This is a genomic window from Streptomyces acidicola (assembly GCF_009377235.1).
GTDB lineage: Bacteria > Actinomycetota > Actinomycetes > Streptomycetales > Streptomycetaceae > Streptomyces > Streptomyces acidicola.
Genome location: NZ_VMNX01000152.1, coordinates 1 through 22640, shown reverse-complemented (window position 1 = coordinate 22640; position 22640 = coordinate 1). Strand labels below are relative to the sequence as shown.

At 71.4% G+C, this 22640-nt stretch carries 21 protein-coding genes; 12 read left to right on the top strand and 9 right to left on the bottom strand.

Annotation, left to right across the window (positions count from 1 at the left end):
• Window positions 1-96: 96 nt before the first annotated feature.
• Window positions 97-900 carry a nuclease-related domain-containing protein gene (locus FPZ41_RS31010; protein ID WP_152866947.1) on the bottom strand — a complete coding sequence of 268 codons (804 nt, stop codon included), beginning with the start codon at window positions 898-900 and terminating at the stop codon, window positions 97-99.
• A gap of 87 nt (window positions 901-987) precedes the next feature.
• On the opposite strand from FPZ41_RS31010, the gene FPZ41_RS31005 reads away from it, so the two are divergent.
• From FPZ41_RS31005 to FPZ41_RS30975, 7 genes are all read left to right on the top strand, one after another.
• Entirely contained in the window at window positions 988-1506 is a 519-nt protein-coding gene (locus FPZ41_RS31005; RefSeq protein WP_152866946.1) for a protein-tyrosine phosphatase family protein, read from the top strand.
• A 142-nt stretch (window positions 1507-1648) separates the two neighbouring features.
• Complete coding sequence (locus tag FPZ41_RS31000) at window positions 1649-3016, top strand: FtsW/RodA/SpoVE family cell cycle protein (RefSeq protein WP_152866945.1); 1368 nt, start codon at window positions 1649-1651, stop codon at window positions 3014-3016.
• 35 nt (window positions 3017-3051) lie between these two features.
• Window positions 3052-4554, top strand: a complete 1503-nt coding sequence (locus FPZ41_RS30995; RefSeq protein WP_152866944.1) for a peptidoglycan D,D-transpeptidase FtsI family protein — start codon at window positions 3052-3054, stop codon at window positions 4552-4554.
• A gap of 130 nt (window positions 4555-4684) precedes the next feature.
• On the top strand, window positions 4685-5614 hold the full coding sequence (locus tag FPZ41_RS30990) for an AurF N-oxygenase family protein (protein WP_152866943.1): 930 nt from the start codon (window positions 4685-4687) through the stop codon (window positions 5612-5614).
• 84 nt (window positions 5615-5698) lie between these two features.
• Window positions 5699-6424: a TetR/AcrR family transcriptional regulator gene (locus FPZ41_RS30985; protein ID WP_152866942.1), complete on the top strand. Its 726-nt coding sequence runs from the start codon at window positions 5699-5701 to the stop codon at window positions 6422-6424.
• A gap of 25 nt (window positions 6425-6449) precedes the next feature.
• The gene (locus FPZ41_RS30980; RefSeq protein WP_322620940.1) at window positions 6450-6761 is read left to right on the top strand and encodes a hypothetical protein; all 312 of its coding nucleotides are present in this window, start codon (window positions 6450-6452) and stop codon (window positions 6759-6761) included.
• Between the two features lie 103 nt (window positions 6762-6864).
• A complete protein-coding gene (locus FPZ41_RS30975; protein WP_322620939.1) occupies window positions 6865-8022 on the top strand; it encodes a C40 family peptidase in 1158 nt (385 codons plus the stop codon).
• Here the strand turns inward: FPZ41_RS30975 and FPZ41_RS30970 are convergent.
• From FPZ41_RS30970 to FPZ41_RS30950, 5 genes are all read right to left on the bottom strand, one after another.
• Window positions 7983-9230 (bottom strand): styrene monooxygenase/indole monooxygenase family protein, encoded by a 1248-nt coding sequence (locus FPZ41_RS30970; RefSeq protein ID WP_152866940.1) that lies wholly within the window; start codon window positions 9228-9230, stop codon window positions 7983-7985. The two genes, FPZ41_RS30975 and FPZ41_RS30970, sit on opposite strands and share 40 nt — an antisense overlap.
• A gap of 25 nt (window positions 9231-9255) precedes the next feature.
• Complete coding sequence (locus tag FPZ41_RS30965) at window positions 9256-9831, bottom strand: GTP-binding protein (protein WP_228023091.1); 576 nt, start codon at window positions 9829-9831, stop codon at window positions 9256-9258.
• 160 nt (window positions 9832-9991) lie between these two features.
• Window positions 9992-10447, bottom strand: a complete 456-nt coding sequence (locus FPZ41_RS30960; protein ID WP_403209006.1) for a DUF742 domain-containing protein — start codon at window positions 10445-10447, stop codon at window positions 9992-9994.
• A 17-nt stretch (window positions 10448-10464) separates the two neighbouring features.
• Window positions 10465-10968, bottom strand: a complete 504-nt coding sequence (locus FPZ41_RS30955; protein ID WP_152866939.1) for a roadblock/LC7 domain-containing protein — start codon at window positions 10966-10968, stop codon at window positions 10465-10467.
• Window positions 10965-13814, bottom strand: a complete 2850-nt coding sequence (locus tag FPZ41_RS30950; protein WP_152866938.1) for a sensor histidine kinase — start codon at window positions 13812-13814, stop codon at window positions 10965-10967. Before FPZ41_RS30950 ends, FPZ41_RS30955 begins: the two co-directional genes overlap by 4 nt.
• A gap of 359 nt (window positions 13815-14173) precedes the next feature.
• Here FPZ41_RS30950 and FPZ41_RS30945 point away from each other — a divergent pair, with 359 nt between their 5' ends.
• Window positions 14174-14959, top strand: a complete 786-nt coding sequence (locus tag FPZ41_RS30945) for a protein phosphatase 2C domain-containing protein (protein WP_152866937.1) — start codon at window positions 14174-14176, stop codon at window positions 14957-14959.
• A gap of 53 nt (window positions 14960-15012) precedes the next feature.
• Here FPZ41_RS30945 and FPZ41_RS30940 read toward each other — a convergent pair whose 3' ends face one another.
• The 3 genes from FPZ41_RS30940 to FPZ41_RS30930 all read right to left on the bottom strand — a co-directional run bounded on the left by FPZ41_RS30940 (window position 15013) and on the right by FPZ41_RS30930 (window position 19433).
• Window positions 15013-15504: a MarR family winged helix-turn-helix transcriptional regulator gene (locus FPZ41_RS30940; protein WP_322620938.1), complete on the bottom strand. Its 492-nt coding sequence runs from the start codon at window positions 15502-15504 to the stop codon at window positions 15013-15015.
• Window positions 15505-15875: 371 nt separating this feature from the next.
• Complete coding sequence (gene lon / locus FPZ41_RS30935) at window positions 15876-18287, bottom strand: endopeptidase La (RefSeq protein WP_152866935.1); 2412 nt, start codon at window positions 18285-18287, stop codon at window positions 15876-15878.
• Between the two features lie 252 nt (window positions 18288-18539).
• Entirely contained in the window at window positions 18540-19433 is an 894-nt protein-coding gene (locus FPZ41_RS30930) for a rhomboid-like protein (protein WP_228023090.1), read from the bottom strand.
• Window positions 19434-19604: 171 nt separating this feature from the next.
• Here FPZ41_RS30930 and FPZ41_RS30925 point away from each other — a divergent pair, with 171 nt between their 5' ends.
• From FPZ41_RS30925 to FPZ41_RS48790, 4 genes are all read left to right on the top strand, one after another.
• Window positions 19605-20282: a spermine/spermidine synthase domain-containing protein gene (locus FPZ41_RS30925; protein WP_152866934.1), complete on the top strand. Its 678-nt coding sequence runs from the start codon at window positions 19605-19607 to the stop codon at window positions 20280-20282.
• A 121-nt stretch (window positions 20283-20403) separates the two neighbouring features.
• Complete coding sequence (locus FPZ41_RS30920) at window positions 20404-21141, top strand: response regulator transcription factor (protein ID WP_131563095.1); 738 nt, start codon at window positions 20404-20406, stop codon at window positions 21139-21141.
• A gap of 77 nt (window positions 21142-21218) precedes the next feature.
• On the top strand, window positions 21219-22328 hold the full coding sequence (locus FPZ41_RS30915) for a HAMP domain-containing sensor histidine kinase (RefSeq protein WP_152866933.1): 1110 nt from the start codon (window positions 21219-21221) through the stop codon (window positions 22326-22328).
• Window positions 22329-22442: 114 nt separating this feature from the next.
• Window positions 22443-22640: hypothetical protein (locus FPZ41_RS48790; protein ID WP_228023089.1), on the top strand; the 198-nt coding region annotated here is incomplete at its 3' end.

Below are 22640 nucleotides of genomic sequence, written 5' to 3'. Positions count from 1 at the left end.
GTCCCATCCCCAGGGGCTCCGCCCCCCGGACCCCTGCTTCGGGGGCCGGCCCCCGGAACCCGCTCCTCAAACGCCGGAGGGGCTGGATCGGCCGGCTCACACCCTCGACCACGTATGCCGGTCCCGCGCCATCGCGTGGAGCGCCTCCACGTCCGCCGGTTTGAGGATTCCGCCCGAGTGGGCGAGCTCCGAGAGGTCCGTGTCCCGCAGGACGCGGGCCTCTCGCAGGGATGCGATCACGTCGACGTCGGACGGACCGACGGGGGCCAGTACGGGGTACACCTCCGCTGTGAGCGCGTACGAGGCACGGGCCGCGTCCGCGCGGACCTGCCGGAGCAGCGGGCCGGGCTCGCGGCGGCCGACCGTGACCATGGGGTCGGCGACCAGCACGCGCTGTTTACGGGCGTACAGGGCGCGGACGCAGAACAGACCTCCCGGCCCGATCACCAGGTGATGGATACGGTCGCCGCCCGGCAGCGGGATCGAGTGCAGGGTGCGCCAGCCCGCGCCCTCCAGGAGGTCCAGGGCCTCGCCGACCGTCTGCTCCGCGGTCAGGGCCCGGCGACGCGGGTCCGGGCGCAGGCGCCGGGACGGGCCCGGATCGCGGTCGAGAGCGATCAGGAGCGCCTCACCCGGGCGGTTCGGGGCCAGGTCGTCGTCCGGCGGCAGGGTGAGCCGGGCGAGCTCCGCGGGGGTCGGCACCGGGGGCGGGCCCACCGTGACCGGGCCGGTCAGGAAGGGGCCGAGCACGTGCAGCACGTCCTCCCGCCGGTCCTCACCGATCAGGTTGACCCGGCCCGTCTCCCTGTCGTACCAGGCGATGTTCCGCCCGTCCGTGAGGCAGACGTAGAGCCGGTCCTGTCCGTGCCGCCGGCTCGGTACGACCCGCAGTCCGCTCATGCGGCATCACCCCCGACCATGGGAACAGGCGGGGTGCTCCAGGGGCAAGCACCCGGTTACCTTTGGGATGAGTTGGGGGAGGTGCCGTTGCGGACCAGCAGGATGCAACCCGATGTCCCGGCCCCGGACCGCCCGTGGAGCGAGATCGTGCCCGGCCTGTGGATGGGCGGTCACGAGTTCGCCGGACGTTCAGGCGAGCGGGAGTTCGCCGTCGTGCACGACGAGTTCGATCTTGTCCTGACCCTGCTGAGGCTCCCGGGACACGGGCCGGACGACGGCGTCGAGCACCATGTGTGGCCCATCCCGGACGGGCCGCTGGACGGGACCCAGCTCGCGGGCGTGATGCGGCTCGCGCGGACCGCGTCCGAGGCGCTGCGGGAGGGGCGCAGCGTGCTCGTGCGCTGTTACCACGGGTACAACCGCTCCGGGCTCGTCGTGGCCCAGTCCCTGATCCGGGAGGGGCACTCCCCCGACGACGCGATTCGCCTCATCCGCTCCCGCCGCTCACCGTGGGCCCTGCACAACGAACTGTTCGTGGACTACCTGCGCACCGGCCTGGCCACGGCACGCCTCCTGGAGGAGCTGGCGGAGGAGGACGCCGAGTAGCGTGAGCTCGGGGTCCCGCGTGATCTTCCGCGTGATCTCGCCTGCTCATGACGCCCGACAGGTCGGTCGCCAAGTGCACAATTATGGCCTGACTGTCACGACATAACGGGACATCAGCCATCTCGCTTGCTACGTTCCGGACATGACCAAGGCCGGAACGACCGTGGCGGCGGACCCGTCCCCTCCGGCGCTACGCCTGCCCCGGCGCCGTGGCGTGGAACTCGCCCTCATCGTCGTCGCCGTCCTGCTCTCCGTGTACGGCTACTGCGCTGTCGGTCTCGCGCACAGCGGCACCGTCCCGCCCGGCGCCGCCCGTTACGGAGCCGGGCTCGGCGTACTCGCCCTGCTCGCGCACTGCGCGGTACGGTTCCGGGCGCCGTACGCCGATCCGCTGCTGCTGCCGATCGCCGTCCTGCTCAACGGCCTGGGCCTGGTGCTGATCTACCGTCTCGACCTGGAGACCCCGCACGACCAGGCGGCCCCCGCGCAGCTCAACTGGTCCACGCTGGGTGTCGCGCTGTTCATCGCGGCCGTGGTGCGGTTGCGGGACCACCGGGTGCTCCAGCGCTACGCGTACGTGTCCGTCGCCGGTGCGCTGGGCCTGCTGGCACTGCCGATCCTCTTCCCCGCGGTGAACGGCGCCCGCATCTGGATCAGGGTCTTCGGATTCTCCATCCAGCCGGGCGAGTTCGCGAAGGTGCTGCTGGCCGTCTTCTTCGCCAGCTATCTGGCGGCGAACAGGAACGCGCTCGCGTACAGCGGCCGCCGTGTCTGGCGGTTCCACCGGCTCCAGTTGCCCACCGGGCGGATCCTCGGCCCGGTCGTCGCCGTCTGGCTGCTCAGTGTGGGCGTCCTGGTCCTGGAGCGGGACCTGGGGACGTCGCTGCTGTTCTTCGGGCTGTTCGTGATCCTGCTGTACGTCGCCACCGGCCGCACCGGCTGGATCGCGGTGGGGCTGCTGCTGGCGGTCGTGGGCGCCGTCGCGGTGGGCCGACTGGAGCCGCATGTGCACAGCAGGGTCGAGGACTGGCTGCACCCCTTCGCGTCGATCGAGGCGGGCCTGGGGCCCAACCAGCTCGCCCAGGCCCTCTTCTCGTTCGCCGCGGGCGGTGTGCTCGGCACCGGCCTCGGTCTCGGCCACTCGATCCTGATCGGCTTCGCGGCCAAGTCGGACTTCATCCTGGCGACGGCGGGCGAGGAGCTCGGCCTCGCGGGTCTGTCGGCGATCTTCCTGCTGTACGCGTTGCTGGTGGAGCGCGGCTACCGGGCGGGCCTCGCCCTGCGGGACCCCTTCGGCAGGCTCCTGGCGATCGGCCTCGCCTCGATCGTCGCGCTACAGGTGTTCGTCATCGCGGGCGGGGTGACCGGGCTGATCCCGCTGACCGGTATGGCGATGCCGTTCCTCGCGCAGGGCGGCTCCTCGGTCGTCACCAACTGGCTCATCGTGGCGCTGCTGATCCGGATCAGCGACTCGGCCCGCAGTCAGTACGACGGGAGAGGGGCGCCGTGAGCGGCACAGGTCCCAGGCGCACGGGAGGTCCGCTCATGGCGAAGTACATCCGCCGGGCCGCCTTTCTCTCCGCGTTCCTCTTCCTCGCCCTCCTGGTGAACGCCGCCCGCGTCCAGGTCTTCCAGGCCGGAACGTACGACGACAACCCCGCCAACCGCCGGACGGCGATCGCCCGCTGGAGCAAGCCGCGCGGGGACATCGTCGTCGGTGACCGCGCGGTCACCGGCTCCCGCGACACCGGCGAGCAGCTCCGCCACGAGCGGACGTATCGCGACGGTCCGCTGTACGCACACGTCACCGGTTTCGCCTCGCAGTTGTACGGGTCGAGTCTCCTGGAGGACGCGGAGGACGGCGTGCTGGCGGGCACCGATCCGATGCTCTCCCTGCTGCCGGTCTGGAACGACGTGACGCGGTCCCGCACCCCGGGCGGCCGGGTCGTCACGACCATCGACCCGGCTGCCCAGCGGGCCGCCTTCGACGGGCTGAAGAACCGCAGGGGCGCGGTCGCGGCGCTCGAACCGGCCACCGGACGCGTCCTGGCGCTGGTGTCCACACCGTCGTACGACCCGGGAGAGCTGTCCGGGAACGGCCCGGCCGTGGCTCAGGCGTGGGCGCGGCTGAACGGGGACCCGGCCAAGCCGATGCTCAACCGGGCAATCCGGCAGACCTATCCGCCGGGTTCGACGTTCAAGGTGGTGACGGCCGCGGCGGCGCTGGACTCGGGAGTGATCACGGACCTGGACGCGCCGACGGGGTCCCCGGACCCGTTCACCCTGCCCGGCACGCGGACCTCGCTGTCGAACGAGGCCGAGGGCTGCGAGGACGCGTCCCTGCGCCGTGCCTTCGAGTGGTCGTGCAACACGGTCTTCGCCAAGCTGGGCGCGGACGTGGGGCTGAGCCGGATGACGACCACGGCACGGAACTTCGGCTTCAACGACCGCAGGCTGCGGATCCCGTTCGCGGTCGCGCCGAGCAGCTTCGACACCACGATGGACTCGGCCCAGCTCGCGCTCTCCTCCATCGGGCAGTACAACACGCGGGCCACCCCGCTGCAGATGGCCATGGTCACGGCGGCCGTCGCGAACGGCGGCTCGGTCATGGCGCCCCATCTGGTGGAGCGCACGACCACGAGCATTGGGGCCACGCTCAAGGCGAGGGGCCCGCAGACGCGGCGTCTGGCGATGAACCCGGCGACGGCCGCGGAGCTGCGCGAGCTGATGACCGGCGTGGTGAAGGAGGGCACCGGCGCGAACGCCGCGATTCCCGGCGCGACGGTCGGCGGAAAGACCGGAACCGCCCAGCACGGTATCGGCAACTCCGGCACTCCGTACGCCTGGTTCATCTCCTGGGCCCGCGCGGACGACGCGATCGACCCGGCCGTCGCGGTCGCCGTCGTCGTCGAGGACGCGAACGCCGACCGCAGCGACATCAGCGGTGGCGGCGACGCGGCCCCCATCGCCCGCGCGGTGATGGAGGCCGTACTGAAGACGGCGGCCACAGAGCGGCCGGGGAAGTGGGCGGGGCGGGGCCACAGGTGACCGAAGGCCTGGGACACCCAGTCCAGTTGGACGGCTTGTCAACAAGTGGTGTCCCAAGCATTGACGAGCTTGCTGACAAGCGGTCTCATAACCGGTGACCGCCAGCGGCCCTAGGTGGGGGACAGCGACGATGACGACGGTGACCGAGGCCGAGGTGCTGCGTGACGCGCTCGGCCTGCTCAAGGACCGGGAGCAGGTGGCCGAGCGGCTCCTCGCCTCCTCCGCCAAACACTCCTTCGACCCGGACGAGGAACTCGACTGGGACGCCCCCTTCGAGGACGGCAAGTGGTTCTGGCCTCCGGAGCTGGTGTCGCTGTACGGCACGCCGATGTGGCGGCGGATGGGCGAGGAGCAGCGGATCCTGCTGTCGCAGCACGAGGCGGCGGCGCTCGCCTCGCTCGGGATCTGGTTCGAGATCATCCTGATGCAGCTGCTCGTGCGGCACATCTACGACAAAGCGGCGACGAGCGCGCACGTCCGCTACGCGCTGACCGAGATCGAGGACGAGTGCCGGCACTCGAAGATGTTCGCGCGCCTGATCGCGCGGGGCGGCACACCCTGGTACCCGGTGAGCCGGGTCCACCGGAACATGGGCCGCCTCTTCAAAACGATCTCCACGACTCCGGGCTCCTTCACCGCGACGCTGCTGGGTGAGGAGGTGCTGGACTGGATGCAGCGCCTGACGTTCCCCGACGAACGCGTCCAGCCCCTCATCCGCGGCGTGACCCGCATCCACGTGGTGGAGGAGGCCCGCCACGTCCGGTACGCCCGTGAGGAACTCCGCCGCCAGATGCTGACGGCCCCGCGCTGGTCCCAGGAGTTCACCCGCGTCACGTCGGGCGAGTTCGCCCGGATCTTCTCGGTTGCCTTCGTCAACCCCGAGGTCTACACGAACACAGGCCTGGACCGAGGCGAGGCCGTGGCCCAGGTGAGGGTCAGTGCCCACCGCCGGGAGGTCATGCAGACCGGAGCGAAGCGGCTGACGGACTTCCTGGACGACATCGGGGTGCTGCGGGGAGTGGGGCGCCGGCTGTGGAAGTCGTCAGGGCTGCTGGCGTAAAAACATCCGCCGACAGAAGCCCGGCAGGCCCGGCAGGAGCCCGGCGGACGCGGCGGACCGGCCGCACCATTACGCTGCGAGGTCATGACCCCCCAGGCCCCCACCCCCGCCTACCGGCGCCTCAGCGTCGAGCAGCGGCGCAGCCAGTTGCTGAAGGCGGCCCTCGAACTGTTCGCCCACCGGGCACCCGAGGAGGTCTCCCTCGACGACGTGGCGGAGGCGGCCGGCGTGTCACGGCCACTGGTCTACCGCTACTTCCCCGGCGGCAAACAGCAGTTGTACGAGGCCGCCCTGCGTTCCGCCGCCGAGGAGCTGGAGCAGTGCTTCGACGAGCCTGCAGAGGGCCCGCTCACCCAGCGGCTGTCGCACGCGCTCGACCGCTACCTCGCCTTCGTCGACGAGCACGACGCCGGGTTCAGCGCACTGTTGCGGGGCGGCAGCGTCGTGGAGACCTCCCGGACCACCGCCATCGTGGACGGCGTACGGCGGGCCGCCGCCGAACACGTCCTCGGCCACCTGCGGGTCACGGAACCCGGCGCCCGGCTCCGTATGACCGTGCGGATGTGGATCGGGTCCGTCGAGGCCGCGTCGCTGATCTGGCTGGACGAGGGCAAGGAACCGCCGGTGGACGAGCTGCGGGACTGGCTCGTCGAGCAGTTCGTGGCGTGTCTCGTGACCACCGCGGGGCGCGATCCGCAGACGGCCGACGTGGTGCGTGCCGCGCTCACGGCGGAGCGTGCCGACGGGGCCGTCGGCGGGCTCGTACAGCGGGTGCTGCCCGTGGTCGGCGACGCCGGACATCTGTGGTGACGGCATCTGTGGTGACACTGGTGCCGTGAAGAGCGAAGACACCCCCTTCGTGGGCGGCCCCCTGGACGGGCGTGTCCTGCCCGTGCTGCTGGGCATCACCGGACATCCGCCCAAGACGTACCGGGTCCCGGTACCGGACGCCGCCGGCGGACCCCCGACCGTGCTGGTCTACCGGCGTGTGCCGAGGCCGCACGGCGGACGGTTCGCCCTCGGCCACAAGTGGCAGTACGAGTTCGACCCCGAGGGCCGTGCGGGCGGGCCCCGGTGGCCATGGTCCAAGCCCGCCCCGAAGCCAGACGCCGCGCCGGGCGGGAAGGGCGGGACCACGGACGGGTGACCTCGTTGGGCCGATCCGACCTCCCGGGATGCGGCCCCGCCGCACTCGTCTCAACCTGCCGGTGCGCGGGTGGAGGGTCCACCCCCGCAGCGGAGGTGATGACGTGTCAGGAAGGCTGCTGCGCCTGGTCTGTACGGCGGCGGTCGCGGCCGGCGCGGCCCTCGGGCCCGCTCCGGCACTCGCCGCACCCGAGCCGGTGGGGCCGCCCGCCGCCAATGAGCGCTCCGTCGCCGAACTGCTCACGGATCTCCAGCGCCTGTACCGCGAGGCCGAGAAGGCCACCGAGGCCTACAACGCCACCGAGGAGAAGCTGAGGAAGCTGCGGACCGTGGCCGAGCGGATCGAGTGGCGGCTGGCGCGGGCCCGGCTGTCCCTGAACGACAGCCGCGGTGCCGTCGGCCGGCTCGCGCGGCAGGAGTACCAGAGCCGTACGGACATCTCCCCCTACGTACGGCTGCTGCTGGCCCGCGATCCGCAGCGCGCCCTGGACCAGAGCCATGTGATCCGGCAGGTGGCGCTGGAGCGGGCGGAGACGGTGGAGCGGCTGGCGGGGAACGAATTGCAGGCCGACGCCCTGGCGCGGAAGGCACGGGGAGCCCTCGACGAGCAGCTCTCGCTCGCCGAGCGCCGGAAGAAGGAGCGGGACGACGTCCAGGGACGCCTGAAGGAGGTCGAGGAACTGCTTGCCTCCCTCACGGCCCAACAGCTCGGCGATATCAGCGCGTTGGAGCGGGAGAAGGAGGCCGGAGCGCAGAAGGAGTTCGTGGCCTCGGGGGCGCTGAGCAGCGTACGGCCGCCGACCGAGGAGGGTGAGCGGGCGCTGCGGTACGCCGTCGAGCAGATCGGCAAACCGTACGAGTGGGGAGCCGAGGGGCCCGAGTCGTACGACTGCTCGGGGCTCACCTCTCAGGCCTGGGCGCACGCGGGGCTGCCGATCCCCCGGACCAGTCAGGAGCAGTGGGCCGAGCTCGAACGGGTACCCATGGAGCGGCTGCGGCCCGGGGATCTCGTCGTGTACTTCCCGGAGGCCACGCACGTCGCCCTCTACGTGGGGAACGGCCTGGTCGTGCAGGCACCGCGGCCCGGGTCGCGGGTCAAGGTGTCGCCCATCGCGGCGAACCCGGTGCTGGGGGCCGTGCGGCCCGACCCCCTCGGGGAGCCCCTGGCGCGGTACACGCCGCCGGAGCTCCCCGACGGGGCGTCGGACGGGTCCGCCGAGGGTTACGCGTCGACGGTGGCGCCGGTGACGGAGGCGAGATAGGCCTCGGTCTTCGCCGGATCGTAGAAGAAGTGCTCGAAGTCGGCCGGGTCGTCGAAGCCATTGGCGAAACGGTTCGCCACCGGGGGCAGGGCGCCCGCGGCGCCGATCAGGTTGAGGACGTGCTCCGGCGGCACGCCGAGCATGGCGTTCGTCCACTTGGTGACGTGCCGGCCCGTGGCCCAGTAGCGGTCGAAGGCCGACCGCATCCAGGTCTCGTCGAACTCCTTCTCACCGTGCTCCAGGATCGCGTCCAGGTAGGCGGCCGCGCACTTCGACGCCGAGTTGGAGCCCTGGCCCGTGATCGGGTCGTTCGCGACGACCACGTCGGCCACGCCCAGGACCAGGCCGCCGCCGGGGAGGTGGGCGACGGGGTTGCGCACGGTGGGGGTGTAGCGGCCGCTCAGCGTGCCGCCCGCGTCGGTCAGTTCGACCTCGGCGGTCCGTGCGTGCTCCCAGGGCGTGAACCGCTCCATGAGATCCAGGGTCAGGGAGAGGTGCTTCGCCGGGTCCTTGACGCCCTCGAAGGCGTCGAGCGGGCCGCCGGGTATGCCCTCCCAGAACAGGATGTCGGCGGGGCCGGAGGTGGTGAGGGTCGGCATGACGAAGAGTTCGCCGACGCCGGGGACGAGATTGCAGCGGACCGCGTGGTAGTCCGGGTGCTCGGGGCGCGGGGCCAGACCGTGGACGTACGCGACGGCGAGGGCACGCTGCGGCTCGGTGAAGGTCGAGCGGGAGGCGTCGCGGCCGAACATCGACACCAGCTCGCCCTTGCCGGCCGAGACGAGGACGAGGTCGTAGAGGCGTGAGAAGTAGTCGAGGTCGGAGACCGCGGCGCCGTGGATGACCAGCTGGCCGCCGCGCTGCGCGAAGGTGTCCATCCAGCCGGCCATCTTCACCCGCTGGTCCACGGACTGGGCGTACCCGTCGAGCCTGCCCACCCAGTCGATCACGCGCTCCGACTCCGGTCCGGCGACGGAGACGCCGAGCCCTTCGATCTTCGGTGCCTGGGACTCCCAGAAGTTCAGTTTGAGATCGCGCTCGTGCTGCAGTGCCGTGTGGAACATGCACTGTGTCGACATGACCCGCCCGGTGCGGATCTCGTCCGCCGTCCGGTTGGACATCAGGGTGACCTCGTACCCGTGGGACTGGAGCCCGAGGGCGAGCTGGAGTCCGGACTGGCCGGCTCCGACGACGAGTATCTTCCGCATGCGGGGGCTGTCTCTCCTGGTCGTGCTAGTCGGGCAGAACGGATATCGCGTGGGCGCACAGCGCCAGCAGGGTGTCGATCACCGTGATCCGGTGCCGCGCGTCCATGATCATGACAGGTACGTGTGCGGGGACGGTGAGGGCCTCACGCACGTCCTCGGGTTCGAACCGATCGCTGCCCTCGAAGTGGTTGACCGCGACGACGTACGGCAGACCGTGGCTCTCGAAGTAGTCGAGGGCGGCGAAGCAGTCGGTCAGACGGCGGGTGTCGGCGAGGACGACCGCGCCGATCGCGCCGCGCACCAGGTCGTCCCACATGAACCAGAACCGCTGCTGGCCAGGCGTGCCGAACAGGTAGAGCACCAGGTCGTCGTCGAGCGTGATGCGGCCGTAGTCCATGGCCACCGTGGTGGTGGTCTTCTCCGGGGTGGACGTCAGGTCGTCGGTGCCCACGCTGGCCTCGGTCATCATCGCCTCCGTCTGGAGGGGCGTGATCTCCGAGACGGCGCCCACGAGCGTGGTCTTGCCGACGCCGAATCCCCCCGCGATCACGATCTTCGTCGCGATGGGGGCGCGGGTGACGTCCTTCTGCCAGGGTTTCAGCTCTTCCTCGGGCTCGACGGCCGGGACGAGCCCCCGGGAGCCACGAGGGGAGACAGGATTGTGCGTGACACCCCGCCCGGCGGGGTCTCGGGTGACGCCGACCAGGGCGTCGGTGCCGCCGACGGGCGCGGCAGCGGGGGTGACGCCCGGGGAGGAGGCGTCAGAGGCGACGGAGTCCACTCAGCACCCTTTCCAGCAGGGCGCGGTCCGGCTGACCCGGTCCATGCCCTGTTCCGTACACACGGATCTTTCCCTGGTCCGCGAGATCACTGAGGAGGACACGGACCACACCGAGCGGCATTCTCAGCAGCGCGGCGATCTCCGCCACCGTTCGCATGCGGCGGCAGAGCTCGACGATGGCCCGCAGCTCGGGCATCAGCTTGGTGCTGAGTGAACCATTCGTCAATTCCGGTCGCTCATCGGGGGCTTCGAGAGCGGCGGGACTGCTCACGACGAACGTCTCGACGAGCAGGACATGGCCGAAGCGGGTGCGGCCGCCGGTGAGGGAGTACGGCCGGACCCGGGCGGGTTTGCGGTCCCCGCCGCGGACCGGAAGCTTCGTCCGGGTGCTCGGCTCGGGCATGTCCCGCCCGGCGGAGGCACCCTGTTCAGGCATGGACGCCTTCGAATCGCTCACCGCGCGCTCCCGGCCGTCTCCGTCTCCAGTGACTTTCGTAGTTCACTGCGGAGTTCGGGGGTCAGGACGTGTCCGGCGCGGCCGACGAAGAGTGCCATGTGGTACGCGACCACGCTCATGTCGCAGTCCGGGGAGCCGTGCACGCCGAGCAGCGAGCCGTCGCTGATCGACATGACGAAGAGGCTGCCCTCGGCCATCGTGACCATCGTCTGTTTGACCCTGCCGCAGTCCATCAGCTTCGCGGCGCCGATGGTGAGGCTGCCGATGCCGGAGATGATGGTGGCCAGGTCGGCGGAGGATCCCCGGGGGCCGGCGGATCCAGCGGTGTCCGCCTCCCGCGCCTCGGCGTTCCTCCCGGGGTCGGAGGAGAGCAGGAGCAGGCCGTCGGAGGAGACCACCGCGACCGACAGCAGGCCCGGCACCTCCTCGACGAGGTTGGTGAGCAGCCAGTGCAGGTTGCGGGCTTCGTTGCTCAGTCCGAACTTACTGGGGCCGGTCAACTGCTTGCCTCCTCGGATGTGCCCCCCGATGTGTCCACTGCGTCGTGCTCGTCGTGCCGTCGCCCCGTGGGCGCCTTGGTCTCCCCGGTCTTCTCGGTCTTCTCGGCGATCTCCGCCGCGACGTCGCGGTGGCCGTCCTTGGCCCCCTGGTGGAACCCTCCCAGCCGGCGGCGCAGTTCTTCGGCGTTCACGCCCCCGACGCGGGACCTGGGGGCCGCCGTGGGCGCGGTGATCCTGGGCGTGCGCTTGGGAAGGCCCTTGTCGGTGAGCCTGGGGGCCTCGCTCTGCGCGGTGGCGGAGGCGTGGGGGTCCTCCTCCGGGTGCGCCGCTCCTCCCTCGTCCGCGGCGCGCTCGTGCGCATCGGGCCCGATGGCGTACGGGTCGGTGGTGGGCGCGGGGTCCGGGTCCGGGTCCGGGTCCGCCGGCGGTATCGGAGCGAACAGCTCCATCGTGGTCTCGGAGACCGTCTCGGGCGCCGGTTCGGCCTCGGCGGGTTCGTCCGCCCGTACGGCGTCGTCGCCCCGTGCGGGCTCGTCCTGTACGGGCTCGTCCCGGCCGGTGTCCTCGGCGGTCTCGCGGTCCCTCAGTACGCGCTCGGCCGCTTCGATCAGCGGGTCGCCGTCGCCGTCCGGCTCGTGGACGACGACGGCCGAACGGCCGGGCAGGACATTGGAGTTGGCCTCGGCGTCGGCGCCGGGCAGGGAGGTGGCACCTGCCGTCGGCTCCGGCGTGGCGGCGGACGTGGACGGGGTGGCCAGCACCGGCTTCGGGACGACCACGACGGCCGCGATGCCGCCCTCTTTCTGCTCGCGCAGCCGGACGCGGATGCCGTGCCGGTGCGCGAGGCGGGCCACCACGTACAGGCCGAGCCCGAGCCCGTCGCCGTCCTCCTGGTCGTACGGCTCTTCCGGGTCGAACTTCTTGAGGCGGGTGTTGAGCCGCTCCAGCCGGTCGGCGGTGATGCCGAGGCCGTCGTCCTGCACGGAGAGCATGACCTCGCCGCTCTCCAGCAGCCAGGCGGAGATCTCGACGGACAGCTCCGGAGGGGTGGCCGAGGTGGCGTTCTCCAGGAGTTCGGCGATCAGATGGCTGACGTCGTCGGCGGCGAACCCGGCGATGTGCTCGTGCGGCGGCAGAGCGGCGATGCGGACGCGGTCGTAGCGCTCGATCTCGCTGACGGCGGCCCGGACGACGTCGACGAGCGGGACCGGGCTCGCGTGCTGCTGGCCGTGTTCGGCGCCGGCGAGGACGAGGAGGTTCTCGCTGTGGCGGCGCATGACGGTCGCGAAGTGGTCGAGCTTGAAGAGCGTGGCGAGCCGGTCGGGGTCCTGCTCGCGCTCCTCCATGCCCTCGATGACGGCGAGCTGCCGCTCGACGAGGCCGAGGGTGCGCAGCGCGAGGTTGACGAAGGTGCCGTGGATGCTGTGCCGGACCTGCTCCAGGTGGGCGGTGGCGTCGGCGAGTTCGGTTCGCAGCCGGTCGCGTTCGTCGGCCATCGTCTGGCGCTGGCCGATGAGGTGCTTGCGGTCGCCCTCCAGCGGTGAGAGCCGCTCGTGGAGCGCGAGGGCGTGCGCGTGGAGCGCGTTGACGGAGCGGACGACCTGGGCGAACTCGTCGTTGCGGCCGGTGAACTTGACCGGCTCCTCGGCCGCCGGGTCGGCGGCGACGCGGGCCGAGCCGATGCGGAGCACGGCCAGCGGGCGGGTGAGGGTGCGGGCCATGGCCGTGGCGATACCGATGGCGACGAGGATGAGGGCGCCGAGGACCGCGATACGGATCTCCAGCGCGGTGACGTCGTCGTCGCGGAGCTGGGCGAGGTCCTTGGTGCGCTGGTCGTTGAGGGACGCCTCGACGCCGCGCATCAGCTCGACGCGGGCGGACAGCGCCGCGTTCAGCTTCGTGGTGCTGGTGCTCAGCTCGGAGTCGGTCAGCGTGGGCTGGTCGGTGAGCCGGTTGAGGTGGCCGTCGGCGGAGGTGACCTCGGGGCCGGTGACCGTGGAGTCGTAGGAGGTGCGGGCGCTCGCGGGTGCCGTTTCGCGGAAGTCGGCGAGGGCCGCGTCGGAGCGGACGCGGGCCAGCTGGGCGGCGGCGGTGAGCTCGTCGCGCTGCTTCTTGTCCGCGGCCGAGCCGGGGGGCGTGGTCGGCAGGCCGGTCACCGGGTCGGTGATCGTCTGCGTGGACCTCGGCACGCTCAGTGCGGCGAGCAGCAGTCCGCGGGCGGCGGCGGACTGCTGGACGGCGGTGTCGAGCTCGGCCAGCGCGTGGGAGCCGCCGCCCGCGCGGGGCGGCAGCTTCTCGGCCAGCTCCTCGGCGAGGGCGTGCAGGTCGGCGATGGTCGCGGAGTAGGCCTCGTGGGCTTCGAGAGCGGTGCTCTTGCCGGTGAGCGCCGCTCGCCGGACGGAGGCGATCTCGTTCAGGTCCCCGCCGAGCCCCGCGGGCGGATCTGCCTTGAGTTCATCGACCCGCCGGTCGACGCGGGCGCTGCGCTCCTCGCTCGGGGCCCGCGACTCGGGGCGCCCGGCGGCGACGTACGCGGTGACCTCGTCCCGCTCGTCGGCCAGGGCGTGGGCGAGGGTGAGCGCGTGCTGGGTCTGCTCGGCGAGCGTCACCAGGTTCTGCGCGTCGTTCAGCTGACCGGACGCGGCGAGAATCGAGGGTGTGCCGGCGCCGGCGATGGCGGCGGCGACCACGGCGACGGCGCCGATGAGCCGGTTGCGGACGTGCGCCCGGCGTCCGGTGCCGACCGCGGGCTCGTCCCCTGTCTGCCCGCCCGGGTTCGGAGCGGCCTTGGAGGCCGTCTGCTTGCCTGTGCGCCGAGGCCGCTTCTTCTGCACCGGTGCTCGCATTCCTGACTCGTTATTCCCCTATGGGCCCGGGTGACGTTCCGTCAACCTGTGCGTCTTCCCGGTACGGCTCCCGACCCTCCCAGTGCCGGTGGACGGTGATCCCGCATCATCAGACCCACCACCCGAAGGAGTGAACCCCGGACGGGAGTTGGCGGGCAAGTTCCACTGGCGTACGCGAGGCACCTGCACGGCGGGCCCATTGGACGTAGACGGCGGCCTTTGACAGTATTCGCCACCACGCTCCACCGGACCCGATCATTCCACGCCAAAACCGGCGCCTGACCTGCCGCGTCAAGGGAGTCCGGCAACCAATGCCAGCCTTTCGTGGCCCTCGTGGAGGGCTCGTGCAGACTGGCCGAATGCGTACGGAACTCGTCTCGAAGCCCGGTGACCCGGCCCGCCCCAACGAGGACTTCGCCGCGGTCGCGCTTCCCGCTTCGGGGCAGGGCGGTTCGCTGGTCGTCCTGGACGGCGTGACGCCGCCGCGCGGTGAATACGGCTGTCGACATTCGGTCGCCTGGTTCTCCTCCCGCCTCGGCGGCACCCTGACCGAACTGTCCGTTTCAGAACGGCATTGGGCGTTGTCCGAAGTTCTCGCACAGGCCATCTCTCGTACCGCCGCGTCCCACGATCAAACCTGTGACCTTTCTCACCCGCGCACCCCGCAGGCCACAGTGGTCCTCGCCCGCTGGTCCGCCGAGACCGTCGAGTACCTGGTGCTGTCGGACTCGGCGCTCCTGCTCACGGCCCCGGACGGCACGGTGACGCCGGTCCTCGACGACCGTCTGTCCCGCGTTCCGCGCGCCACTCTCACCTCGGCCGCGCTCACCGACGCCACGCTGCGGAACAGGGAGGGCGGCTTCTTCACCGCCGCGGCCGATCCGTCGGTCGCGTCCCGCGCCGTGACCGGGACGCTCCCCCGCTCCTCGGTCCACAGCCTGGCCGCCCTGACGGACGGCGCCACCCGCTGGGTGGAGAAGTTCCACGAGGGCGACTGGACCGACCTGCTCTCCGTCGTACGGAAGGAGGGAGCGGCGGCGCTGGTGCAGCGGGTACGGACCCTGGAGGCGGCCGACACCGAGCGGACATACCTGGGGCGGAGCAAACGGCACGACGACGCGACGGTGGTGTACGCCGAGTTGTGACCGGTCCCCCGACGGGGGCACCGGAGGGGGCCAGCCGCGGGGAGCGACGGGCGTCAGTTCTCGCTGGTCTGGTTCAGGTGATGGAGCAGACGGGCGAGTTCGGCGACCTCCTCGCGGTCCCAGCCGGTCATCTGCCGTACGTACCGCTCCCGCCGCGCGTCGCGTACCTGGCGGAACCGGGACCTGCCCTCGTCCGTGAGGTGGACGAGCCAGGCGCGGCCGTCCGCGGGGTCGGGTTCGCGGGCCACGAGACCGAGGTGTTCCAGGGCACGGAGCTGGCGGGACATCGTGGCCTTGCCGACGCCGATGTAGGCGGCGAGGTCCGTGGCACGCAGCGGGCCCGTCTCGTCCAGACGGGCCAGCAGCCCGTACGCGGCGGACTCCAGATCCGGGTGGACCGCGCGGGCCATCTCGCCGGACTTGGCGCGGGCGCGCCGCAGGAAGACGGTCAGTTCGCGCTCCAGCTCCAGGAAGGCGTGGTCCATGCCTGCCTGGGGCACGCCGGATTCGACCCGATGCCCCTCACCGTTTCCGCCCTCGTGCACGTCAGCGCTCCTGATCCCGTTCCGTGTAGCTTGAAGGTTTCCACCAAAGGCCGCCATTGCCGCAGCTCCTTCAGTATTTCGCAGGGGTGGATCAACGACGGCGTCCGACTCCTCTTCCCTGAGGGTGCGTGGCCTCCCGCTGGCCCCTGGCCCCTGGCCCCTGGCCTCCTTACCAGGTCCGGAATGACAGATCCATGCCACTCGGCTTCCGGGACCGGTGTCTCCCCCGGCGGTGCCGGCGTCCGGGACACGCGGGAGGCCCGGGCCCCTTCCGGGAACCCGGGCCTCCTTCACCGGTCGCGTCCCTCACAGCGCGACCGGAACCGGCCGGAGCCGCTCCGTGCGACCGGGACCGTCGGGACCGGTCCGGGTCAGGCTGCGGCCGGGAGCTTCACCTCCGCCGGGGAGAGGGCCAGTTCGAGGACCTGACGGACGTCCGTGACGGCGTGGACGTCGAGCTTGTCCAGGACCTCGGAGGGCACGTCGTCCAGGTCGGGCTCGTTGCGCTTCGGGATGATCACCGTGGTGACCCCGGCCCGGTGCGCGGCGAGCAGCTTCTGCTTCACGCCGCCGATGGGCAGGACCCGGCCCGTCAGCGAGACCTCGCCGGTCATCGCCACATCCGTACGGACCAGCCGGCCGGACAGCAGCGAGGCAAGCGCCGTCGTCATCGTGACGCCCGCGCTCGGACCGTCCTTGGGCACGGCCCCCGCCGGGAAGTGGATGTGCACACCCCGGTCCTTGAGGTCGCCCACGGGCAGCTCCAGTTCGGCGCCGTGCGAGCGGAGGAAGCTGAGTGCGATCTGCGCGGACTCCTTCATGACGTCCCCGAGCTGACCGGTGAGGGTCAGTCCGGCCGCGCCCGTCTCCGGGTCGGCCAGCGACGCCTCCACGTACAGCACGTCACCGCCCGCGCCGGTCACCGCGAGACCGGTCGCGACCCCGGGCACGGCCGTGCGCCGCTCCGCCGGGTCCTGGGCCGACTCGGGCACGTGGTGCGGCCGCCCGATCAGCCCGCGCAGGTCCTCCTCGGTGACCGTGAACGGCAGCTCCCGTTCCCCGAGTTCGTGCTGGGCCGCGACCTTGCGCAGCAACCGGGCGATGGACCGCTCCAGGTTCCGTACGCCGGCCTCGCGCGTGTACTCACCGGCGAGCCTGCGCAACGCGCCCTCGTCCAGGGTGACTTCGTCGCCTGCCAGCCCGGCCCGCTCCAACTGCCGCGGCAGCAGGTGGTCCCGGGCGATGACGACCTTCTCGTCCTCGGTGTACCCGTCGAGCCGGACCAGCTCCATACGGTCGAGCAGCGCCTCCGGGATGGCCTCCAGCACGTTCGCGGTGGCCAGGAAGACGACGTCCGACAGGTCCAGCTCCACCTCCAGGTAGTGGTCCCGGAAGGTGTGGTTCTGGGCCGGGTCGAGGACTTCGAGGAGGGCGGCGGCGGGGTCGCCCCGGAAGTCGGAGCCGACCTTGTCGATCTCGTCGAGCAGCACGACCGGGTTCATGGACCCGGCTTCCTTGATGGCACGGACGATGCGGCCGGGCAGGGCGCCGACGTACGTCCGCCGGTGGCCGCGGATCTCGGCCTCGTCCCGCACACCGCCGAGCGCGACGCGCACGAACTTCCGCCCCATGGCGTGCGCCACGGATTCGCCGAGGCTGGTCTTGCCGACACCTGGCGGGCCGACGAGTGCGAGCACGGCACCGCCGCGCCGTCCGCCGACGACACCCAGTCCCCGGTCGGAGCGCCGCTTGCGCACCGCGAGGTACTCGGTGATGCGCTCCTTCACGTCGTCGAGCCCGGAGTGCTCGGCGTCCAGCACGGCCCTGGCGCCCCGGATGTCGTACGCGGAAGCGCTGTCATCAGTTCGCTCGTTCCAGGGCAGCTCCAGCACGGTGTCCAGCCAGGTCCGGATCCAGGACCCTTCCGGCGACTGGTCACTGGACCGCTCCAGCTTGTCGACCTCCTTGAGCGCGGCCTCCCGCACCTTCTCGGGGAGGTCGGCGGCCTCGACGCGCGCACGGTAGTCGTCGGACTCCTCGCCGTCCTTCTCGCCGTTCAGCTCGCGCAGTTCCTTGCGGACGGCTTCGAGCTGGCGCCGCAGCAGGAACTCGCGCTGCTGCTTGTCGACGCCTTCCTGCACGTCCTTGGCGATGGACTCGGCGACGTCCTGCTCGGCGAGGTGCTCACGCAGCTGCTCGGTGGCGAGCTTCAGCCGGACGACGGGGTCGGCCGTCTCCAGCAGCTCCACCTTCTGATCGGTGGAGAGGAAGGGCGAGTAGCCGGAGTTGTCGGCGAGCGCGGAGACGTCGTCGATCTGCTGCACCCGGTCCACGACCTGCCAGGCACCGCGCTTCCTCAGCCAGCTGGTGGCGAGGGCCTTGTACTCCTTCACGAGTTCGGCGACCTGCCCGGGCAGTGGCTCGGGCACGGTCTCGTCCACCCGGGTCCCCTCGACCCACAGCGCGGCACCCGGACCGGTGGTCCCGGCGCCGATCTTCACGCGCCCGCGCCCGCGGATGAGCGCCCCCGGGTCTCCGTCGGCCAGCCGTCCCACCTGCTCGACGGTCCCGAGCACACCCGTACGGGCGTACGTCCCGTCGATGCGCGGCACGAGCAGCACTCTCGGCTTCCCCGGCTCCGAGCGCGCGGCAGCCTGAGCGGCCTCCACCGCGGCCCGCACATCGGCGTCGTTCAGATCCAGCGGCACCACCATCCCCGGCAGCACGACCTCGTCGTCGAGCGGCAGCACGGGCAGGGTGAGCGGTGTGGACGTCGACGTCATGATCTCTCCCTAGGCAGTCAAGTTGAGCTATGCCGACTCAATGCATATGAGCCTGCAAATGTTCCCCGAGCAACGTTCGCTGTGAGCGATCAGGTGGCTGACCTGGGAGGGTGAGGCGGAAGGGTGGGACGGAAGGGTGAGTGGGGCGAGTGAATGTGATCAGCCCCCCCGGCTTCGAAGACCCGCGGGGGTCCGGCGCGCCCGGGGTTCGTCCGGAGGTCCGGAGGTCCGGGGCGTCCGGGGCGTCCGGCGTTATACGGCGGTGTCCGGCCGCCGCCGCACCGGGCGCCGTACCAGCGGCCACGCCGCGACTCCGATCATGAGCGCCAGCAGATGGCCCCAGTTCGTCAGCGGGTCCGTGAACTCGATCAGTTCGGCGACGAGCACCCCGCCGAACGTCAGCAGAACCGTCCACCGGAACCACGGCGGCAGCAGCCCCGCCAGCGCGCCCACGCTCGCCGCCACGCCGAAGCTGATGCCGTAGTCGAGGCGATGGAGCGAGCTCTCGGGGAGGTGTCCGGCCAGGACGGAGAGGCCGACCGGGATCTCGGTGCCCAGGGTGGCGAGCACATGGCCCAGCAGGAACACACCTGCCGTGCGCATGCCGCCGACACGGCGTTCCAGCGCGGTCAGCGCCAGCAGGAAACCGATCCCGTACGGCGACATGACACCGCCCACGACCCAGAGCGCACTCGCGACCAGCGCCGGCACCGGGTTCTGCACGAGGTGTGCCACGTCCGTGCTGGAGCCCTGGTGGAGGGCGTGGACGAGGGACGGGTCGGCGTGATCGGCGATCAACGAGGTGACGAGCAGGACGGCCACGTACGAGAACGTGAAAGGGGTTCCCGTGGGGGTGGGGAGCAGCCGCCAGGGGTGCCAGGCCCGCCAGGGCTGCCAAGGCTGCGAGTACTGCCAGGGCTGCCAGGGCCGCCAGGGCCGCCAGGGCCGCCAGGGCCGCCAGGGCCGCCAGGTGACTGTGGTGCTCTGCCGTCGGGTCGGCTCCGTCGTCGCTCCCCGCTGCTGCGGGATCCCGTCCTGGAGAGCCTCGCCACTCGCCCCGCCACTCGTCCCGGCACGCGCGCCGGTCGCCGCCGGCTCGCCTGTAGGCGCAGCCGCCGTCGCGGTCCGATCCACCGTCGTGTCCAAGGTGAGGCGCTCCTTCCGTTCCCTCCACTTTGGACATATCGGGCGGCGCTGTCTATGACCGCCGCCACGCAGCCACGTGGGTACGCGGCCCCGCGGGTCCGCTTCCGCCGTGAACGGTCCGGCGCGGAAATTCGCTCGGGACCGTCCCCGGAGAACTGCCAGGATGGGCCCATGAGCACCTCGTACGACATCCCGGAAGTCATCGACCGCCGCGAGGGTCCGTACGGCGAGGTCGTGTTGCGACGCCACGGGGAGCTGCTCCAGATCATCGCGAACGGGTGCTTCCTGATGGACACGTCCGACGGGCGCTCGGAGCGGCTGCTCGTCGACGCGGCCCTCGACGCCCTGGACGAACGGCCGGAGCCGAGCGTGCTGATCGGCGGCCTGGGCGTCGGGTTCTCGCTCGCACACGCGGCGGCGAACCCGCGGTGGGGGCGCATCACCGTGGTGGAACGCGAGCCGGCCATCATCGAGTGGCACCGGCGCGGACCGCTCGCCGAACTGTCCTCCGATGCGCTCACGGACCCCCGTACGCGGATCGCGGAAGCCGATCTCGTCGAATTCGTCAATGAGATCTCCGACACGTACGACGCGCTGTGCCTGGACATCGACAACGGACCCGACTGGACTGTCACCGAGGACAACGACAGCCTGTATTCACCACCCGGACTCGCAAGCTGTGCAAGGGTGTTGAGGCCGGGCGGGGTACTCGCGGTGTGGTCGGCCCAGCCGTCTGCGGAATTCGAGGAAACCTTGGCGAATGCCGGTTTCCGACAGGTGCGTACCGAAGAGATCCCGGTTGCCCGAGGCGTTCCGGACGTCGTACACCTCGGGATCCGCCCTGGATAGCCGCGGCACGGTAACTGCCCGTACGCTGCTCCTCTGGCGCCGATCATTCATGCGGCAACCGCAGTCATGCGCAGTCAAGGGATCACCCCACGGATTCCGGAAAGCAACACAGGGGCGGGCGATGGAGCAGACACACACCTCCCACAACGGCACGGCGGCGACGCCGGGCGCGCAGCGCCGGGTGCTGGTGGTCGAGGACGACCCGACGATCGTCGACGCCATCGCGACCCGCCTGCGTGCCGAAGGGTTCCTCGTGCAGACCGCGGGCGACGGTCCGGCCGCCGTCGACACCGCCGAGGCCTGGCAGCCCGACCTGCTGATCCTCGACATCATGCTGCCGGGCTTCGACGGCCTGGAAGTGTGCCGGCGGGTGCAGGCGCAGCGGCCGGTTCCGGTGCTGATGCTCACCGCGCGGGACGACGAGACGGACATGCTGGTCGGGCTCGGCGTGGGCGCCGACGACTACATGACGAAGCCCTTCTCCATGCGGGAGCTGGCCGCGCGCGTGCACGTCCTGCTGCGCCGGGTGGAGCGCGCCGCGCTGGCCGCCTCGACGCCGCGCTCGGGCATCCTGCGCCTCGGCGAGCTGGAGATCGACCACGCGCAGCGGCGGGTGCGGGTGCGCAGCGAGGACGTGCACCTCACGCCGACCGAGTTCGACCTGCTGGTGTGCCTCGCGAACACCCCGCGTGCCGTACTCTCGCGCGAGCAGCTGCTCGCCGAGGTGTGGGACTGGGCGGACGCGTCCGGGACGCGGACCGTGGACAGCCACATCAAGGCGCTGCGGCGGAAGATCGGGGCGGAGCGCATCCGCACCGTGCACGGTGTGGGGTACGCGTTGGAGACCCCGACACCCTGAGCCGGTGATTCCGGTGATCCCGGGATTCGGTGATCATCCGGTGAGCCGATGGTCGTGTGTAGGGGGCTGGTGGCGTTATGAGCGGTCTCGGTGAGTCACGCAAGGATGAGGAGCCCTGGGGCAGGGTTCGCCCGTTCTCGGTCAAGACGAAACTGGGGACGCTCGTCGTCGTTTCGGTCCTGATCACCACGGGTCTGTCGATGATCGCGGTGCACACCAAGACCGAGCTCCGGTTCATCACGGTGTTCTCGATGATCGCCACGCTTCTCATCACGCAGTTCGTGGCGCATTCCCTCACCTCGCCGCTGGACGAGATGAACGCGGTGGCCCGGCACATCTCGCTCGGCGACTACACGCGCCGGGTGAACGACAGCCGGCGGGACGAGCTGGGCGACCTGGCCCACACGATCAACCTCATGGCCGACGAGCTGGAGGCCCAGGACCGCCAGCGCAGGGAGCTCGTGGCGAACGTCTCGCACGAGTTGCGCACGCCCATCGCGGGCCTGCGCGCGGTCCTGGAGAACGTGGTGGACGGCGTCTCTGCCGCCGACACCGAAACGATGCGCACGGCCCTGAGGCAGACGGAACGCCTCGGCCGCCTGGTGGAGACCCTGCTGGACCTCTCCCGTCTGGACAACGGTGTCGTCCCCCTCCGTACGCGCCGCTTCGAGGTGTGGCCGTACCTGTCGGGTGTCCTCAAGGAGGCCAACATGGTCGCCTCCGCGCGCGGCGGCATCGCCTCGGACTCCGGTAAGCACACACGCAAGGACGTCCATCTGCATCTGGACGTGCATCCTCCGGAGCTCACGGCCCACGCCGACCCGGAGCGCATCCACCAGGTCGTGGCCAACCTGATCGACAACGCGGTCAAGCACAGCCCGCCGCACGGCCGCGTGACGGTGAAGGCGCGGCGCGGCAGCACGCCCGAGTCCCTGGACCTGGAGGTGCTGGACGAGGGGCCCGGCATCCCCGAATCCGAACGGCACCGCGTCTTCGAACGCTTCAACCGGGGCGCCGTCAGCTCCCCCCACGGCCCCGGCAGCGACGGCGGCACCGGCCTGGGCCTCGCCATCGCCCGCTGGGCCGTCGACCTCCACGGCGGCCGCATCGGCGTGGCCGAGTCCCAACGAGGCTGCCGCATCCAGGTCGCCCTCCCGGGCCTCCCCTGCCAACGCACGGCCCAGTAGCCGGTACCGGCTGCCGCGCGGCTTTCCCGCCGTCGTGGCTCGGGCGCCTGCGGTTTCGTCGTGGGTCGGGTGCGCGCCGGGAGGTCTCCGTCCTCGGTCCGGCGGGTCTGTGGGGTGTCGTATGTGCTCGGTGGCGGACGCCGGCCGCTGCGGGCGGACACCTCCCGGCACACCCCCTGCGGTGCGTACGCGGCTGCCGGGCGCGTCGGGGTGCGGGCACGGCTGCCGGTGCACGGACGGGTGCGGGCATGGCTGCCGGTGCGGGTGATGCGGTGCGGTGCAGTAGGGGTGCGCGGGCGGTGCGGGTGGTGC

What these genes read in the sequence shown, in the direction of transcription:
- FPZ41_RS30985 (WP_152866942.1), top strand. Translation starts at nt 5,699, where the DNA reads ATGACCCCCCAGGCCCCCACCCCCGCCTACCGGCGCCTCAGCGTCGAG.
- FPZ41_RS30915 (WP_152866933.1), top strand. Translation starts at nt 21,219, where the DNA reads ATGAGCGGTCTCGGTGAGTCACGCAAGGATGAGGAGCCCTGGGGCAGG.
- FPZ41_RS31010 (WP_152866947.1), bottom strand. Translation starts at nt 900, where the DNA reads ATGAGCGGACTGCGGGTCGTACCGAGCCGGCGGCACGGACAGGACCGG.
- FPZ41_RS31000 (WP_152866945.1), top strand. Translation starts at nt 1,649, where the DNA reads ATGACCAAGGCCGGAACGACCGTGGCGGCGGACCCGTCCCCTCCGGCG.
- FPZ41_RS30970 (WP_152866940.1), bottom strand. Translation starts at nt 9,230, where the DNA reads ATGCGGAAGATACTCGTCGTCGGAGCCGGCCAGTCCGGACTCCAGCTC.
- FPZ41_RS30920 (WP_131563095.1), top strand. Translation starts at nt 20,404, where the DNA reads ATGGAGCAGACACACACCTCCCACAACGGCACGGCGGCGACGCCGGGC.
- FPZ41_RS30945 (WP_152866937.1), top strand. Translation starts at nt 14,174, where the DNA reads ATGCGTACGGAACTCGTCTCGAAGCCCGGTGACCCGGCCCGCCCCAAC.
- FPZ41_RS30995 (WP_152866944.1), top strand. Translation starts at nt 3,052, where the DNA reads ATGGCGAAGTACATCCGCCGGGCCGCCTTTCTCTCCGCGTTCCTCTTC.
- FPZ41_RS30950 (WP_152866938.1), bottom strand. Translation starts at nt 13,814, where the DNA reads ATGCGAGCACCGGTGCAGAAGAAGCGGCCTCGGCGCACAGGCAAGCAG.
- FPZ41_RS30990 (WP_152866943.1), top strand. Translation starts at nt 4,685, where the DNA reads ATGACGACGGTGACCGAGGCCGAGGTGCTGCGTGACGCGCTCGGCCTG.
- FPZ41_RS30960 (WP_403209006.1), bottom strand. Translation starts at nt 10,447, where the DNA reads ATGCCTGAACAGGGTGCCTCCGCCGGGCGGGACATGCCCGAGCCGAGC.
- lon (WP_152866935.1), bottom strand. Translation starts at nt 18,287, where the DNA reads ATGACGTCGACGTCCACACCGCTCACCCTGCCCGTGCTGCCGCTCGAC.
- FPZ41_RS30925 (WP_152866934.1), top strand. Translation starts at nt 19,605, where the DNA reads ATGAGCACCTCGTACGACATCCCGGAAGTCATCGACCGCCGCGAGGGT.